The 15,244-nt window shown below is 70.5% G+C and carries 14 protein-coding genes; 6 read left to right on the forward strand and 8 right to left on the reverse strand.

Features of this window, described 5'->3' with window-relative positions; genetic code table 11:
- Positions 1-23: 23 nt before the first annotated feature.
- Positions 24-3,557, reverse strand: coding sequence for a polymorphic toxin type 17 domain-containing protein (locus CVV72_RS21430; protein ID WP_219145501.1), 3,534 nt, complete (start codon positions 3,555-3,557; stop codon positions 24-26).
- A gap of 332 nt (positions 3,558-3,889) precedes the next feature.
- On the opposite strand from CVV72_RS21430, the gene CVV72_RS21435 reads away from it, so the two are divergent.
- The gene (locus CVV72_RS21435; RefSeq protein ID WP_219145502.1) at positions 3,890-4,390 is read left to right on the forward strand and encodes a hypothetical protein; all 501 of its coding nucleotides are present in this window, start codon (positions 3,890-3,892) and stop codon (positions 4,388-4,390) included.
- A 40-nt stretch (positions 4,391-4,430) separates the two neighbouring features.
- Positions 4,431-6,437, forward strand: coding sequence for an FG-GAP-like repeat-containing protein (locus CVV72_RS21440; protein WP_219145503.1), 2,007 nt, complete (start codon positions 4,431-4,433; stop codon positions 6,435-6,437).
- A 158-nt stretch (positions 6,438-6,595) separates the two neighbouring features.
- On the opposite strand, the gene CVV72_RS21445 is transcribed toward CVV72_RS21440, so the two are convergent.
- The 3 genes from CVV72_RS21445 to CVV72_RS21455 are packed head-to-tail and all read right to left on the reverse strand — an operon-like array spanning position 6,596 to position 8,840.
- Positions 6,596-7,792, reverse strand: a complete 1,197-nt coding sequence (locus CVV72_RS21445; RefSeq protein ID WP_219145504.1) for a sigma-70 family RNA polymerase sigma factor — start codon at positions 7,790-7,792, stop codon at positions 6,596-6,598.
- A gap of 45 nt (positions 7,793-7,837) precedes the next feature.
- Positions 7,838-8,392 (reverse strand): dihydrofolate reductase family protein, encoded by a 555-nt coding sequence (locus CVV72_RS21450; protein WP_219145505.1) that lies wholly within the window; start codon positions 8,390-8,392, stop codon positions 7,838-7,840.
- Positions 8,393-8,429: 37 nt separating this feature from the next.
- Complete coding sequence (locus CVV72_RS21455; protein WP_255632201.1) at positions 8,430-8,840, reverse strand: PPOX class F420-dependent oxidoreductase; 411 nt, start codon at positions 8,838-8,840, stop codon at positions 8,430-8,432.
- Positions 8,841-9,081: 241 nt separating this feature from the next.
- Here CVV72_RS21455 and CVV72_RS21460 point away from each other — a divergent pair, with 241 nt between their 5' ends.
- Entirely contained in the window at positions 9,082-9,693 is a 612-nt protein-coding gene (locus tag CVV72_RS21460) for a gamma carbonic anhydrase family protein (RefSeq protein ID WP_219145506.1), read from the forward strand.
- Here CVV72_RS21460 and CVV72_RS21465 read toward each other — a convergent pair.
- The gene (locus CVV72_RS21465; RefSeq protein WP_219145507.1) at positions 9,690-9,983 is read right to left on the reverse strand and encodes a hypothetical protein; all 294 of its coding nucleotides are present in this window, start codon (positions 9,981-9,983) and stop codon (positions 9,690-9,692) included. The two genes, CVV72_RS21460 and CVV72_RS21465, sit on opposite strands and share 4 nt — an antisense overlap.
- A gap of 196 nt (positions 9,984-10,179) precedes the next feature.
- Between CVV72_RS21465 and CVV72_RS21470 the strand changes: the two genes are divergently transcribed.
- From CVV72_RS21470 to CVV72_RS21480, 3 genes are read left to right on the forward strand one after another with little or no spacing between them, the layout of a single operon-like run.
- Entirely contained in the window at positions 10,180-10,353 is a 174-nt protein-coding gene (locus CVV72_RS21470) for a hypothetical protein (protein WP_219145508.1), read from the forward strand.
- Positions 10,350-11,507, forward strand: coding sequence for a 26S protease regulatory subunit (locus tag CVV72_RS21475; RefSeq protein WP_219145509.1), 1,158 nt, complete (start codon positions 10,350-10,352; stop codon positions 11,505-11,507). Before CVV72_RS21470 ends, CVV72_RS21475 begins: the two co-directional genes overlap by 4 nt.
- The gene (locus CVV72_RS21480; RefSeq protein ID WP_219145510.1) at positions 11,504-13,225 is read left to right on the forward strand and encodes a tetratricopeptide repeat protein; all 1,722 of its coding nucleotides are present in this window, start codon (positions 11,504-11,506) and stop codon (positions 13,223-13,225) included. Before CVV72_RS21475 ends, CVV72_RS21480 begins: the two co-directional genes overlap by 4 nt.
- On the opposite strand, the gene CVV72_RS21485 is transcribed toward CVV72_RS21480, so the two are convergent.
- From CVV72_RS21485 to CVV72_RS21495, 3 genes are read right to left on the reverse strand one after another with little or no spacing between them, the layout of a single operon-like run.
- A complete protein-coding gene (locus tag CVV72_RS21485; RefSeq protein ID WP_219145511.1) occupies positions 13,212-14,330 on the reverse strand; it encodes an MAB_1171c family putative transporter in 1,119 nt (372 codons plus the stop codon). The two genes, CVV72_RS21480 and CVV72_RS21485, sit on opposite strands and share 14 nt — an antisense overlap.
- On the reverse strand, positions 14,327-14,809 hold the full coding sequence (locus CVV72_RS21490; RefSeq protein WP_219145512.1) for an ImmA/IrrE family metallo-endopeptidase: 483 nt from the start codon (positions 14,807-14,809) through the stop codon (positions 14,327-14,329). Before CVV72_RS21490 ends, CVV72_RS21485 begins: the two co-directional genes overlap by 4 nt.
- A gap of 2 nt (positions 14,810-14,811) precedes the next feature.
- A complete protein-coding gene (locus tag CVV72_RS21495; RefSeq protein ID WP_219145513.1) occupies positions 14,812-15,234 on the reverse strand; it encodes a helix-turn-helix domain-containing protein in 423 nt (140 codons plus the stop codon).
- Positions 15,235-15,244 lie beyond the last annotated feature (10 nt).

Here is a 15,244-nt window from a genome sequence, read left to right on the forward strand (position 1 = left end):
GACGATATCGGTTTCCGAAAACTTCATTTGTGTGTCACACGTCCCTCGGGGGAAATGTTGGCATGCCCCTTGTCCTTGGCGAAGTAGTCCATCTTACCGTCGCCGTTCTTGATCTGGACGTCCCATTCGTTCTGGTTCGAGTTCCATCGCCACTCGTTACCGTACGCGTCGTTGTACGACCGCCGGGGAGTGCTCGGCTTGAAGGTGTCGGCCGGCACGAACCGGATCGGCCCCATCGTGGGCAGCCGCGCGGCTTTGAGCGCCTTCAGGTACTCGGGTCCCTTGCCGCTGAGATACTTTTCCGCGTCTCGGTGCAGGGTGTTCATCACGCTGAAGGCCCGGTTGGCGTGATCCGGTGAGAGTCCCTTCACGTTGTGCAGGGCGTTTTCCAGGAACCCCTTTCGGCTGATATACGGCGCGAGGAACCCGAAACCCTTCTCGATTCGTCGCGCGGCCTTGGCAAAGTCGGCACCCGCGCCGAGGCCGGGGATGGCGCCGGCGGCCGAGAGCACCACACCGGCCCAGTCGCCCTGGAAGAGGCTCATCAGCCCGGACCCGATGTTGCTGACCGGTGTCGGGTCGAACATGCTCGCGAGGTCGACCAGCAGCCCGGCGAGGTCGGCCAGCGACATGCCGCCCTCGAGGACCATTTCCCTGGGCACCACCGGATCGGCGTCGCCGCCGGGGTCCGGGGGAACCGGTACCGGGTTCTCGCGTTGTGCCTTGTCTTCCGCGGCACGCTTGTCCGAGTAGATCTTCAGGGCGTCCGCGGCGGCCTGCGCGGCTTCGTTGGCGGACTTGCCGGCGGCGATAGCGGACGCGCGTGCGTCCGCCGCGGCCGCCTGTGCCTCGGCCGAGTAGATCCTGGCCCGTGCGGCGGATGCCGAAGCCTCGGCCGCGGACTGCTCGGCCGCTCGCGCGGACTTTTGTGCCGCATTGGCGGCGTCACGGGCTTGCCGTGCGGAACGTGCGGCCGCGTCGGCCGACTCCTGCGCCTGCCGCGCGGACTCTTTGGCCTGATCCGCGTAACGCCGCGCCTCGTCCGCCGCCCGATTCGCCTGGTCGGCATAGGTTTGCGCCTCGTTGGCCGCGTTGCGCGCCACCGCCGCGGCGCGCGCCGCTTCGGCCGCGCTCGCCCTGGCATCGGCGGCCAGACGATTCGCCTCCGCGACATAGCGCCGGACCTCGGCGGCGTGGGTTGCCGCGTCGTGGTCCATCCGCTGGGCCTTGTACTGCCCGACCTGGAGGAAGATCCGCAGGAACGACGGCGGACCCGCCAGCGCGACCTGCCCGGCCGCCTTGATGTTCGGCCCGCCGGTGCTGATGATCCGGCCGACGGCGATCCGGTCGTCGTGCTCGGCCGCGACGTACTGCCCCGTGGCGAGGAACTGCTCGACGTCCGCCGGGGTGCCGTTCAGCGCTTGCTGCGCGGCCTCCTTCGTGGCGGGACCGCCGGTGCTCATGATCTGGCCGACGCGGACCCGGTCGTCAGCGACCTTGCCGTCGTAGTACTGGGTGCGCAGGAAGGTCTGGACAGCCGGGTAGGCCCCGAACAGCGCGGTCTCCGCGGCGGTCTTCTTCGCGGCCTTGTCCGTGGAGTCGGCAAGGAAGGCGACCCGGGCGCGGTCGTCCTGCTCGGCCGCGATCCGGCGCTGGGTCCGCACGAACGCGAGCACGTCGGCGTCGGTCCCGCTCAGCGCCGCCTCCGCGGCCGCGATGGTCCAAGAGCCGCCGGTCCTGCGGAGCTGGACGGCGATCTTCCGCCCGTCGGCCACCTTGGTGGCGTCCGGCGTTTCGGGCGCCTCCGCCTCGGCGATCAGCCGCTGGGTCTCCTGGTCCAGCCTGGCCGCCTCGGCCGCGTCCCACTCGGCGTCGGCCCGTCGCGTGTCGTATGCCTGTTTCGCCTGCTCCGCGGTCCCGACCGCTTCGGCGGTGTCGTTCGCGAGCCGGTCGGCCTCGCTCTTCCGGGCGGTCTCTTCGATCCTCGTCGCCTCGGCCGCCGCCGCCGTCGCCGCGTCGGCCGCGCGAAGCGACGCTTCGGCGTGGATTGTGGCTTCCTTGGCCGCGTCCTGGGCCTCTCCGGCGTGCTTGGCCGCCTCTTCGGCCGCGGCAGCCGCGGCCTCCGCGTGGCCGGCCGCAGAGCGAGCCGCCCGGGATGCCTCGGCCGCCGCGCTCGCGGCCTCGTTGGCGAACGACTCCGCGGCGTTCGCGGCGCGGTTGGCCTCCGCGGCCTTCCGCTTCGCCGTCGCGGCGGCGTTCCTGGCCCGCTGGGCTTCGGCCCCGGCGGAACCGGCGTACCCGGCCGCCGCCGACGCCGCAGCAGCAGCGGCGTCGGCGTTCGCCCCGGCACTGCGGGCCGAGCCGGCCGCTGAAGCCGCGTTCACCGCGGCGGAACCGGCCGCCGTGGCCGCGTCGGCGGCGAGGTTGGCCGCCGCGGCGACGGCCCGGGCATCGACCGCGGCCCGGCGGGCGGCGTCGGCCTGGCCGGCGTCGCCGGCCGCCGCGGCGGCGGCGTTACGGGCACGGACCGCGGCCTGACCCGCGGCCGCGGCGGCGGAGGCGGCCTTGGCCGCGGCGTTCGCCGCGACCCGTGCGGCCGCGTTCGCCGCGTTCGCCGCCGCGATCGCGGCCTGCGCGGCGTCCGCGGCGCGCCCGGCCGAATCCGCCGCCCGCCCGGCCGCCTCCGCCGCCCGGCCCGCGTCGTTCTTCGCTGCCTCGGTCTCCTGGGCCGCCCGCTGCGCCGCCTCCTTGGCATGCCGGGACGCCTCCACCGCGCGGGCCGAAGCCTCCTTGGCCGCCTCGGTTTCCCGGACAGCCTCTGCCCCGGACTCCTTCGCCAGTGCCGCCAGCTGCGCGACCGACGTCGTCTCCTGGTCGCGAGCGCGGGCGATGTACTGACCGCTGCGGAGGAACTCCTTGACGTCGTCAGGCGTGCCCGCGAGCGCGACCTGGGCCGCCTGCTGCACGTTGGGGCCGCCCTCGGCCATGATCCGCCCGACGAGCACGCGGTTGTCGCGCTCGGCAGGCTCGAACTGCCCGCTGACCAGGAATCGCCAGACGTCCTCGGCGGTCCCGTTCAACGCCGCCTGCGCGGCCTCACGGACACCGCGTCCCCCGGTGCTCATGATCTGCCCGACCCGGACCCGCTGGTCCTGCTCGAGAGGGGCGCGCCAGCCTTCGGCCAGGAAGGCCCGGACGTCCTCGGGGGTCCCGTTCAACGCGGCTTGCGCCGCTTCCCGGAGCCCGCGGCCGCCGGTGGCGAGCAGCTGCCCGACCCGGACGCGGTCGTCCTGCACCCGCGCCGTCGCCTCACCGGTCCGCAGGAATTCGGCGACCTCCGCGTCGGAGCCGGTCAGGGCGATCTCCGCGGCCCTGGTCACCCCCGGCGTACCGGTCCGCACGATCGCCAGTACCCGCGCCCGGTCGGCCGCGCCGCCTGACGGGGTCTCCGCCACGGCGACCGGTCCGGCGCCCGCCGTTCCCGCCACCAACGCGCCGACCACGGCCAGCACCACAAGGGCACGCCGACCCGGCGCGCCACACAGTCTGATTCCCACCCTGCTCGGTCCCCCTTGAATGAATGCCCATGATCAGACAATGAGAACCATAGCCACCCGGTAATGCGCCGCACCAGCGCGGCGCAGATTTCCGGATTTGTCAATCCGCCGTTGTCGCCATAACGGCGGACGTTATTCGCGATCAATCAAGGCGGCACCGACGTTAGCCACTCTCGACCAATTATGATGAAGGTCATAGTTATGGAAATTTTACCGTAAAGGGATTTGCCCGACACTTATTCGATCTACCTTTTCCATCGGGGGGCGGCTTGTCGTGCCACGCATCTGCCTGGGCACCGTTTCCCGTTTTCGCCACGGAGGAACTGTTCATCGTGCATTTTGCTTCGCGACGTCTTGCTGTCGTCTGCGCCGGCCTCCTCGGCCTGTCCGCGCTGGCCACCACGCTCACCGTCATCCCAGCGGACGCCGTCGGCGAAACCACCGCCGACGACACCCCGCCCCCGATCGTCGAAACGTACGACTATCCCGGCGCGGACCGGATTCTCGCTGAGCGGAACATCACCCTGCTCAAGGGTGACGGGCGCGTTCTGCTGGTCGACTGCGTGAGCGGCGGCGACCTCATCGTCGTGCAGAGCTACAAAATCAAGGGCGGTGACGCCTGTTTCCGCGTCACCGGCACACCGGGTTACGTGACCATGCAAATCCCCGAGACTTACTTCATCAAGGGTGACAGTCACACCTCGAAAGCCACATTGACGGCGAAGAGCACGACAGAAACGGTCGACATCCGGCCGGGCCAGTGGACCCCGGTCGGCGAGGCGCTGCCGAACCACGACCCCGCCGCGCTGCTCGAAATCCGGGTCACGGCGTAGCCGCACCGGTCCGCCGACCATGCAGAAGAACGGAGCTCCCGTGTCCCTCCCCCGCACCGCCGCGGTCGTGGCCCTCACCGCGGCGGGCTTACTGACCGCCATCCCCGCCCAGGCCGTTTCCGGCGGAACCGCCGCAGCAGCGGGCGCCTATCCGTACGTCGCGAAGCTCACCGCCGACGGCCGCGCCTGCGGTGGCGCGCTCGTCGAACCCGACTTGATCCTCACCTCCGCCGCCTGCTTCCCCGAGAACCCGCAGGGTGGCGTGCCTGTCAAGGCGACCACCGCGACGGTCGGGCGGACCTCGCTCAGCGGCACCGGCGGTCACGTCGTGGCCGTCACGAACGTCATCACCCGCACCGACCGCGACGTCGCGCTCGCCCGGATCGCCACGCCGATCACCGACATCGCGCCGATCCCGCTCACCACCGTCCCGGTCCACAGCCCCGGCGGTGACGAAACGCTCAGCCTCGCCGGGTACGGCCGCACTGAGCGCGAATGGGTGCCGGACAAGCTGCACGTCGGCACGTTCAAGGCGACGTCGTCGACGGCGACCACCCTCTCGCTCACCGGGACCAACGGCACCGACGCCTGCCGTGGGGACGCGGGCGCGCCGATCTTCCGCGATGCCGGCGCTCGTAGCGACGTCGTCGCCGTCACGAGCGCGTCGTGGCAGCACGGCTGCTTCGGCGAGACCACGACGCGACAGGGCACCACCGGTGCCCGCGTCGACGACATCACCGGATGGATCCGCCAGCAGGCCCTCGCCCCGGTGGCGAAGGCGGCGGGGCACGCCATCACCGTGACCTGGCACCCGCTGGCCGCCGCGGACAACGCGCGCTACCACGTGTACGGCTCGGCCACCCCGGACGTGCCGATCGACGCGGCACACCTGCTCGGCAGCACCATCGCCCCGGCCTATACGCAGACCGCCTTGCCCGGCAAGCAAACCCGCTACTACCGCGTCGTCGCGGCGACCGCGGACGGCTGGACGAGCACACCGACCGATGCCGTGTCCGCGACCACCCCGGTCTCGGCGGGCAACGACTTCACCGGCGACGGCAAAGACGACGTCGGCGCGGGCTACGACCTGAAGAACACCCGCGTCGGTGTGTACGTCTGGCCGACGACCGCGTCCGGCGTAGGTGCCCCGGAGCTGAAGTGGAGCACCGACGGCTGGGAGGCCGCGAAGACCCGCTGGGTCACCGGCGACTTCAACGGCGACGGCCGCACCGACTTCGCCGCGTTCTACGACTACTTGAACGGCAGTTCGAACCTGTTCCTCTGGTACGCCAACGCCTCCGGCGGGTTCGACAGCCAGGGCACCAAGTGGAGCGGCGCCTTCCGGCCGCTGAATGCCCGGTTCACCACCGGTGACTTCGACGGCGACGGCCGCACGGACATCGCCGCCGCCTACGACAACGGCAACGCCGACCTGAGCATGCTGACCTGGCGCGCTACGGCGGCCGGGTTCGACGCCCCGGTCACGCAGTGGCGCACCGGACCGGGCAGCTGGAACCTCGTGCAGTCGAGCTGGCGGAGCGGCGACTTCAACGGCGACGGCCGGGCCGACCTGGCCGCGTTCTACGACTACCGGAACAACACGGCGAACCTGTTCCTCTGGTACGGCAAAGCCGCCGGCGGGTTCGACGCGCAGAACGTCAAGTGGAACGGCGGCCTCCCATCCGGGAAGGCGCAGTTCGTCGCCGGTGACTTCAATGGCGACGGGCGCACCGACCTCGGCGCCGCGATCGACCTGGGCAACGCGAACCTGACATTCCACACCTGGCGCGCCACTGCCACCGGAGTCGACGCGCCGGTGGCCCAGTGGACCACTGGGGCCGGGCAGTGGAACCTTGCCCAGTCCCGCTGGACCGTGGGCGACTTCGACGGCGACGGCCGCACCGACCTGCTCGCCTCCTACGACTACGGCGCCTCGAACACCAACCTGTTCCGCTGGCACACCAACGGTTCCGGTGGGTTCGACGCCGAAGGCGTGAAGTGGAGCAGCAACGGCACCTTCAACGCCGCCCAGTCGACGATGTTCTGATCCGCCGGGGTGGTGGCGCCCGCGAGCGCCACCACCCCGCGACACCCGCCCGTTCCTCTTCCCGATCTCCACGCCAACCGACGCCTGCTCCAACGCCGACCGAAACCGCCACGGTCGCCGTTCGATGCCGAAGGTGGTCCGAAGTTCGGCATCGATTCTTACGGAACCACCGAGCGTGACTCCGATACCGAATCCGGCGAGTAGCCCGCCCAGTGCCGGACCGGCGAACTGGTCGCGCTCGACGAGCCGGTGCAGATCGCCTGCGCCGCCGACGCGACGGGCAGCAGCACCGCTCTCGACTTTCTCGAAGTGACGCGCGATCGATCACGACCTGCGGACCGTCCGGCTTCGAGTGGCACGGTCAGTGGCAGCCGGAAGCTTTGCAGCACGCTCTTTTCGAAGCGGGTCATGGCGCGGATCCGGCTGCCGGCGAGGGTGAGCACCATCAGCCCGTTCGCGTGGCAGATGCCCGACTGGGGATCCGGTACGTACATGCCGAACGCGGGCTGGCCGTTGGCCCTGGTCGCCACCAACCGGTAAGTACGGCCTCGGCGGAAGGTCACCGCGGTATGGAATCGAGCCGCCTGATCGCGGCCCTGGTATTCCAGCGGCAACGGCGGCATGGTCAGCCAGACGTCGTCGGTCAGCAGGGCGACCAAGCCGTCCACGTCGCCGATCTCGAAGGCCTGGGTGAAGCGGGTGATGAGTTCCCGCTCGCCGGCGGAGTTCGCCGGCGGCGGCTCGGGCACGGCTGACGGTGACGGGCGCTGCCGCAGCGTGGTGCGTGCGCGCTTGAGTGCGCCGGCGACCGACTGCTCGGTGGTGTCCATGATGTGCGCCACCTCGCGAGTGGGGAATTCGAGGACGTCACGCAGAATGAGGACGGCGCGCTGACGGGGCGGCAGCATCTGCACCGCCGTCACGAACGCCAGAGAGATGGTTTCCTTGGCCTCATAACGCTCTCCGGGGCCGGGAGCGGGGTCCACCTGTTCTTCCAGCAGGAGGTCCGGATAGGGCTCAAGCCATTCCACCTTGCCGAGGCGAGTGGGTGCCGGCGGGTCGAACCCGGGCACCGGCCCGTCCGTACGTGGACGCCGGCCTGCCGATCGCACCACTTTGAGGCATCGGTTGGTCGCGATCCGATACAGCCAGGTCCTCACCGAGGAGCGCTCCTGGAAGCCGTCCAGTCCCTGCCAGGCCGACACCAGGGTCTCTTGCAGCGCGTCCTCGGCGTCCTGCATCGAACCCAGGATCCGGTAGCAGTGCACGCGCAACTCGCGCCGATAGGGATCGGTGAGCTCACGGAACGCCTCCCCGTCCCCGTTCCGCACTCGCGTGATCAGGTCCACGGTCATTCCGGCACTCCACACGTTTCCTGTCCGGTTTCCACAAGCCCGCCGTCAGATGGCGCCGACGGAGCCGTTTCCGACAAGGTAGTTCAGTACGACGACGCCCGATCGGCGAGAATGCGTGCCGACCAGCGTCAGCGGCGTCTTGGGATTCTCGCGGAACGGCCCCAAAGCCCGGCCCACTACGACGGGGTGCACCGCGAAGCGAAGCCGATCGAGGAGGCCGTGTTCCAACAGGGTGTGCGATAGCTGCCCATGGCCGAAGACGACCAGGTCGCCGCCTCCCTCCTCCTTCAGCTTCCGCACCTCGGCGACCACGTCACCGCGGACGACCACCGAGTTGTTCCAGTCGGCCCGTTCGAGCGTCGAGGAGAACACGTACTTACGGATCCCGTTGATCGCGTCGGCGAAGTCCCCGTTCCGGTCCGGCCAGCGCCAGGACAGGTCCTCGTACGTGCCGCGGCCCATCAGCATGGCGTCGCATCCCTGCAGAAGCTCGAACGCTTCCTTGAGAAACTCGTGGTCGAAGTAGTCCAGTGCCCACGATCCGGGGTCGTTGACCACTCCGTCGAGGCTGATCAGCGTCGATTCGACGATCTTGCGCATGCGTAATCCTTCCGGTTGTCGGGGATCTGTGCGGATGTCAGCTCTGCTCGGCGACGGGTATGGGCGGCCAGAGGTAGACCTTGTCCGCGGTGACGCGCACGGCCACCCGCGCCGCTTCGGGCTCCGGCGGCGGTTCCGCACCGTCCAGGTACCGGTCGTACATCTCGCGCAGGAGTGCCTTGTCAGGGTCATCGGCGATCGTCACCGTCCCGCGGATTTCCACGTACGCGGCCGTATGCGCCACCACGAGCAGGCTCACGCGGGGATCGCGCTCCATGTTGCGGGTCTTGAGCCGCCCCCTGATCGTGCTGAACACCATCTCGTCGCCATCACGTTTGACGAAGATCACCGAGGACTGCGGCCGTCCGTCGGCGTTCGTGGTCGCGAGGATCGCGGTATGCGGCCCATCGAGCATTTCCCGGGCCACTGCGGGCAGCGTGACGGTCAAGGGTCTCCTCCAAGCTCGGGCAGTGCGGGCGCGGCAGGCGCCCCGTCTCCCGCGTGTCGGACCGGCTCGGACCGGCCGGGTTCTTTCGGGCAGACCCTCCGCAGGGCCAGGATGGGGCGTTCGCCGGCGAATCGTGACCCAGCTCACATTCGGCGTCTCGACGCAATCCCGAGAGCAGGCCGTCGAACGCCATGTCCGAAAACCGCCAGCCGCGCCGGTGATCTCTTCGTAGCGTCCGGACATGCGCATTCGACATCGTGACCATGAGCCCCGGGTACACGCCGACGCCTATGTGGCACCGACCGCGACCCTCATCGGGAACGTGGAAGTGGCCGCACACGCACGTGTTCTGTCGGGCGCCGTGCTGGACGCCGAAGGCTCACGGGTGACGATCGGCGAATACAGCATCATCGGCGAGCACGCCGTGCTCCGCGCGTCCGCGGTGGCCGGACCGCAACCGGTCGACGTCGGCGATCACGTACTCGTCGGTCCGCACGCGACCTTGCTGGGGTGCACGGTCGGCCGGTGCTCCTACCTGGCGACAGCGGTGACCGTGTTGCAGACCGCACGGCTCGGCGAAGGCACCACAGTCGCGGTAGGCGCCCTGGTACACGCGCGAACCGAGACCCCGGCCGAGTACTTCGTACCGCCCTTCACGGTCGCGCTGGGCAGCCCGGTCCGGCTGCTCGCCGCCGGCGACCCGGCCTTGCCCGACGCCATCCGCGAGGTGGGCTTCGCCGAAACCGCGTTCGGCGCCACAGCCACCTGGACCGACCGGATCCGGCGCGCCGAACACGCCACCGAAACACGCTCGGCCGAATTCGGCGCCCACCAGGACGACGTCGTGCTCTAGCGGGTCCGGGGCGGAGTGCGGCGCGGGGTCGCCGGGCGCTGCGCGGTCGTCGTCTTGCGCTGAGTCGTGGTGCGCGGTGTCGCGGTGTGAGGTGTCGTGGTGGGCGTCGTCCGCCGAGTCGTGGTGGTCACCGGGGTCTCCGGCGGCCGCGTCGTCGTCCGCGCGACGCCCGTCGTGGGGGTCGTCGCCGTCGTCGAGGGCACCACCTTGCCCTTCCCCGACCCGCCTGCGGCGCACGCGCCGAGCAGCGCGACCGAGCCCACGACCAGGCCACACCACCACACCCGCATGGCCGGACCCTAACAGCGAGCCACCCGCGGATCCGGCTAACGGTGAAACCCGCCGCCAGATCACGGTTCGCAGTGATACAGGTCGGCCAGGGCGGCCCGGCGCGTTGCCGCGCCACCCCCGTCGCCACGGTGATCGAAGGGATGCTTGTCTGGTCGCGAACCGGACACGACCGCGGCTCAGACGAGAGAGAACCGAATGGCCAGAGACGACAGCCCCGAGCTGGTCGCCGAACTCGACCGCCTCGACGAGACAGCGAAAGCGATTCCTGCTGGGGACACGACTGCGCAGATCGCGCTGCGGCGCCGGGCGGCTTCGCCGGAACACAGGTTCTTCCTCGCGCGGGACGCGGACGAAGGAGCCGCGCGATGAACGGCGCCGAGCCGGAAGACGGCTTCGTCGAGGTCATCGCGCGCGAGGTGGAGGCCGACCCCGGAAATCTGGCACTGCGCGAAGACTTCGTCACGCTTCTGCTGGAGCGGCAACCGGATCGCGCCGCCGGTGAACTGGCGGCGTTCGAGGCCCACGGCGGTGATCCGGCGCGGGTCCGGCTGCTGCGCGCCCGGCTGATGGCGGCGCGGTTGCGAACCTCGGACCCGGTTCCGGCCCCGGCCGACGCAGACCGCCGGGAAAGCGTGGTGCCGGCGTCGTTGTGGGACGCCGAGCGTCCGGCGGTGACGTTGGCCGACGTCGCGGGTCTCGCCGAGGTCAAGCAGCACCTGGACACCGCGTTCCTCGCTCCGCTGCGCAATCCCGAGCTGGCGGCCGCGTTCGGGCAGAAGCCGGGCGGATCGCTGCTGATGTACGGCCCGCCAGGATGCGGCAAGACGTTCATCGCCAGGGCGATCGCCGGCGATCTCGGCGCGTCCTTCCTCCACGTGACCCTCGCGGACCTGCTCAGCAAATGGATCGGGGAGAGCGAAAAGGCGATCCAGAGCGTGTTCCGCCACGCCCGCGCGGCGACACCGTGCGTGATCTTCTTCGACGAGTTCGACGCGCTCGGTGGACGGCGGACCTCCGGTGCGCAAGCGATGCGGATGCTCGTCACCCAGCTTCTGGAAGAGCTCGACGGCATGGCGGGCAGGAACGACGGGGTCTACTTCCTGGCCGCGACGAACCGGCCGTGGGACATCGACTCCGCGCTGCGCCGTCCGGGCCGGATCGACAAGACGGTGCTGGTGCTGCCCCCGGACGCGGTCGCCAGGGCGGCGATCGTCCAGGGCGCCCTGGCGGGCAAGCCCGCCGAGGAGGTCGACGTCGTGGCCGTCGCGGCGGCGACCGAGGGGTTCTCCGGTGCCGATCTCGGCCACTTGACGACCACCGTGCTGCAGAAGGCGATGGTCGAGTCGATGAGCAGGGGCGAGCTGGTGCCCGTCACCACCGACGCGCTGCTGGCCGCGGTCGGCGGCATCACCCCGTCCACGACGGCCTGGTTCGACCAGGTGGCACCGGTCCTCGAATACGGCGTCGACGACGGGACCTTCGACCAGCTCAGGGCCTACCGGGTCAAGCGAGGCATGCGATGAACGACGCCGTGGAGCGAGACCTCGACCTGGCCTGGGAACTCATCGCCGTCCAGCCGGCGCATCCCAAGGTCGCGGAGCTGGCGCTGCGGGTGCTCGCGGCCCAGCCGGAGCGGAGCAGCGCGTTGATGCTGCTCGGCGATCACCACCACGTGTGCGGCGAAACCGACGAGGCGCGGCGGCTGTTCCTCCGGGTGGCTGCTCAGCGCGACACTTGGTTCACGATGGCGGCTCGTGCGCTTCGGCGGCTGGAATCGGCGGAGCACAACCACGACGAGGCGCTGCGATGGGCGCGCACCGTGCTGGGCGAGAGCCACGAGGACTGGGACGACTGGATGCAACTGGGCTCGGCCCAGGCCCTCTCCGGGGCGCACGAGGAAGGATGGCGGCAACTCGACGAAGCGGTGGCACTGTGCGCGCGGACGGCGCCGGACGACCTCCCCCAAGCGCTGGCGAAACGCGCGGAGTACCTGCTGGAGAGCTTCGCACCGCCCGAACGGTTCGCCCCCGCGGCCGAGGAGGCCATCCGGGCCAACGCGGCGGACTCCTGGGTAGGCATGTTGCTCGGCTACGCCTACCTGGCGCAGTACCGGTTCGACGACGCCGAACAACTCGGTCTTCGGCTGCTGCGTGAGGATCCGACCGACGACCTGCTGCGGAACCTGGTGGAGACCGCTCGGTCGATGCTGCGGATCGTCGAGAAGGCACGCGGCGACGACATCACGCTGGACGACATCCGCCGCACCGGCGCGCTCGAGATGGCGTGGCGGCAGATCCGCGACCAGAAGCTCGGCACCGACCTGGCTTCCGCGCTGACGGCACTGGAAGCGGTGATGCCCGCCGAGCTGCGCGCCACCCTGCGGCCGGGAGCCACGCCCTCCGAGCTGACCAAGGGCGACGACAAGGTCGGCGCCATGGTCGCCGAGGATCTCCTCGCCTGGCACGACGGCCAGCCGCCTGGCTCCGGCGCCGCGTGGGGGAGGGCGGAGCCGTTCCGCCTGCTGTCGGCGGCCGAGATCCTCGCCATGGACGCCGAGATCGAGGCCGACCGGGCGGCGCACCCCGACTGGCCGGAGAACGAACTCTGGGAACAGGTGATGACCGACGACGCCGGGACGTATCTGGTCGCCGTCGCGTTCGGGGCGCTGGTGCGGCGCCGGCCAGGACAGCCCGACGAGCCCGTCGCCGACTCGGTGGCCGACTGGATCTGGGACCGGGTGGCGGATTTCGGCGGCCGGGACCCGCGACCGGCACCCCGGAAGACCGAGGAGCCCTCGGCCGATCCGTCCCCTGCCCCCGGGACGCCGCTGACCGGCGTCATCGTGACGATGTGCGCCGCGCTGGGTGCGCCCGAGGACTCCGCGGCGTACGCGGAACTGCGCGGGCTCTTCCCCGGCTCGACCGTCCGGCGTAGTGAGCTGGTCCCCGACGAGCCGAGCGTCGACGGCGTCTACCTGGAAGCGCTCGACGGGCTGGTGACAAGGGTCAGTGTCGATGTCGCGCGCTGCCCGAGTGCGGACCGCGTGATCTCCGGGCTCGACCTCGGCGGGCATCGTGGCTCCGTCGATGCCTACGTGCGGGCGCATGGGGCCGTTCCGCACAACAGCTGGGTGAACCGCGCCAACGGCGAAGCCACGGTCGTCTACGACTTCGCCGGGAACCGGCTCGGCTTGGTGTGGGCGGACGGGAGTATCGCCCGGATCTTCGTCACCGGTGCCTGAGCATCCGGCCGGCGCCCTGATCGGGGGCGCCGGCCTCGGCCATCGCGCGTTCCCGCACCTCACGCACGACGCGGGAGTGCGTGAACGCGGACGACACCGCGCTCAGCCAGGCGCTTTCCTCCCGCACGCCAGGATGCGCACCGTCCGGCTCCGCCGGAGGATGCGGCCAGCTGCGGCCAGCCTCACGCATCACCAGCGCCGCCGCGAGTTCGGCGGCGGCGCGCGTGGGTTCGTCGACCGGGGTGCGCAGCCAGTCCCCGAGCTGCGGCGGAACGTGTGCCCGCACCGCGAGGAGGCCGTCACGGATCTCGATCACCCTGCGGTACAACGTGAACTCGAGATCGTGGCGCACGGGCAGCGCGATCTGCGGATGGGCCGCGACGAGTTCCTTCCACAACGGCGTCACCGCCCGGATTCCCCGCCACGCGCGCGCCAGCCGGAGCGCGCCGTCCCAGGTGGTGAACAGCCCGCCGAGGACCCACAGCACCATCGCGCAGAGTCCTACCAGGCGGGCACGGGGCATGAAATCGAGGTCCGCGAGGTCGGTGATCTCCAGCCACAGCGAGGGAAGCCCGGAGAACAGCACCCACACGATGGTCGCGACGGCGGCACAGATCAGGATCCGCAGCCCGGTCCGGAAGGTCCCTCGTGGACGGGCAGCGGCGCTGCGGGCCAGCGTGCGCGTGAACATCACCAGGCACGCGACCCCGTACGTCGTGAGGACAACCTGATACGCGACGACGCTCAAGCGCCATTGGAACGCGGGCGTGCCCACCTCGAACCGATGCGGGACGATGTCCACGTAGCACAGGGCCATCAGCGCCCAGCAGAGCACGATCGGCCAGAACGGCGTCGGCTTTTCCGGTGACCGCGTACTGCGGACCACCTGGACCAGCGCGCGCATCGCGAGCAGTTGCAGCGCGTTGGTGACCAGCCGCGGGAGCAGGACGTCGCCGAGCAACCGGACCGTGGCGTCGGCGGAGACGGCGAGGCCTGCCGCCATGCTGAGGAAGAACGTGGCCAGATGCCGGGGCCCGGCGCGAACCGCCACCAGCCGGGCGACGCCGATCGACGCCAGCAGCGCGGCGGACAGATAGCTGATCACGAACCGAGGGCGTGGCGCAGCCGATCGGATTCCGGCCCGGCGCTCACGGCTCGGCGCATGAGCAACGACGCGAAGAGTTCGGCTTCCTTCTCCTGCTCCTCCGCGTAGGTCGTACGGCCGAGGACGCGGCGGACCAGGTCCACCGAAAGCGAGGGCGCGACCATCGCGGCGATCGCCTCCGGCCGCACCTCGCCTTCGACGTGCCCGCACAGCAGATGGCCGAGTTCGTGCAGGAGGATGTGCCGCTGGTGCAACGGAGACGTGTCCCGCGTGTAGAACACGTAGTCCGCCCGATCGGTGGCCGCGAGCACCCCGCACGGCGCCCCCGGCCGCGCATCGAGCGCCACCAGCTCGATGGGCCGCCCGCGCATCGCCGCGACCTCGCCGAACAACGTGGTGACGTCGAACGGTTCCGGTAGCCGCACGGTGGCCGCGATCCGCTCACATCTGCGCCAGAGCGCGCTCTTCCTGCCCAACATCGCTACTCCCCCTGGTCACGCATGGCCTCGCGCCGCTTGATCGCCTCGACGATGTCGGACACGGTGCCGAGCCCCTCCTCGGACAGCGTCACCGCGCGCAACGCCAGGTTGCGCACCGCGGTGTTGCGCAACGCTCCCAGCAACTCGACCTCTTCGGCAAGAGCCCTTCCCTGTTCGTCGTCGAAGAAGTACGCAGGCGGCACCTGGAAGAACGCCGCGAGCGCTTCGAGGTGCCGTTTGGTCGGGTTGTCCCGGCGGCCCGTCCGCAGCTGCCACAGGTAGGCGGCGGAAAACGACTCGCCGGTGCTCTCCCGGCAGGCCCGCGCCACCTCCTCGTGGCTGTGCTGCTCGCCGTTGGGCCGCCGGACCACCTGGAAGAGGCGGTCGATCCGGTCGGTGAGCGTGGTCGCCCGTGGTTCGGCCATCTTCACCTCC

The organism is Amycolatopsis sp. TNS106 (assembly GCF_019330265.1).
Classification (GTDB): domain Bacteria; phylum Actinomycetota; class Actinomycetes; order Mycobacteriales; family Pseudonocardiaceae; genus Amycolatopsis; species Amycolatopsis lurida.

Bases quoted from the DNA above. Each gene is read 5' to 3' on its own strand.
- CVV72_RS21465 (WP_219145507.1), bottom strand. From the start codon at position 9,983: ATGCGGGTGTGGTGGTGTGGCCTGGTCGTGGGCTCGGTCGCGCTGCTC.
- CVV72_RS21490 (WP_219145512.1), bottom strand. From the start codon at position 14,809: ATGTTGGGCAGGAAGAGCGCGCTCTGGCGCAGATGTGAGCGGATCGCG.
- CVV72_RS21495 (WP_219145513.1), bottom strand. From the start codon at position 15,234: ATGGCCGAACCACGGGCGACCACGCTCACCGACCGGATCGACCGCCTC.
- CVV72_RS21475 (WP_219145509.1), top strand. From the start codon at position 10,350: ATGAACGGCGCCGAGCCGGAAGACGGCTTCGTCGAGGTCATCGCGCGC.
- CVV72_RS21460 (WP_219145506.1), top strand. From the start codon at position 9,082: ATGCGCATTCGACATCGTGACCATGAGCCCCGGGTACACGCCGACGCC.
- CVV72_RS21450 (WP_219145505.1), bottom strand. From the start codon at position 8,392: ATGCGCAAGATCGTCGAATCGACGCTGATCAGCCTCGACGGAGTGGTC.
- CVV72_RS21480 (WP_219145510.1), top strand. From the start codon at position 11,504: ATGAACGACGCCGTGGAGCGAGACCTCGACCTGGCCTGGGAACTCATC.
- CVV72_RS21445 (WP_219145504.1), bottom strand. From the start codon at position 7,792: ATGACCGTGGACCTGATCACGCGAGTGCGGAACGGGGACGGGGAGGCG.
- CVV72_RS21470 (WP_219145508.1), top strand. From the start codon at position 10,180: ATGGCCAGAGACGACAGCCCCGAGCTGGTCGCCGAACTCGACCGCCTC.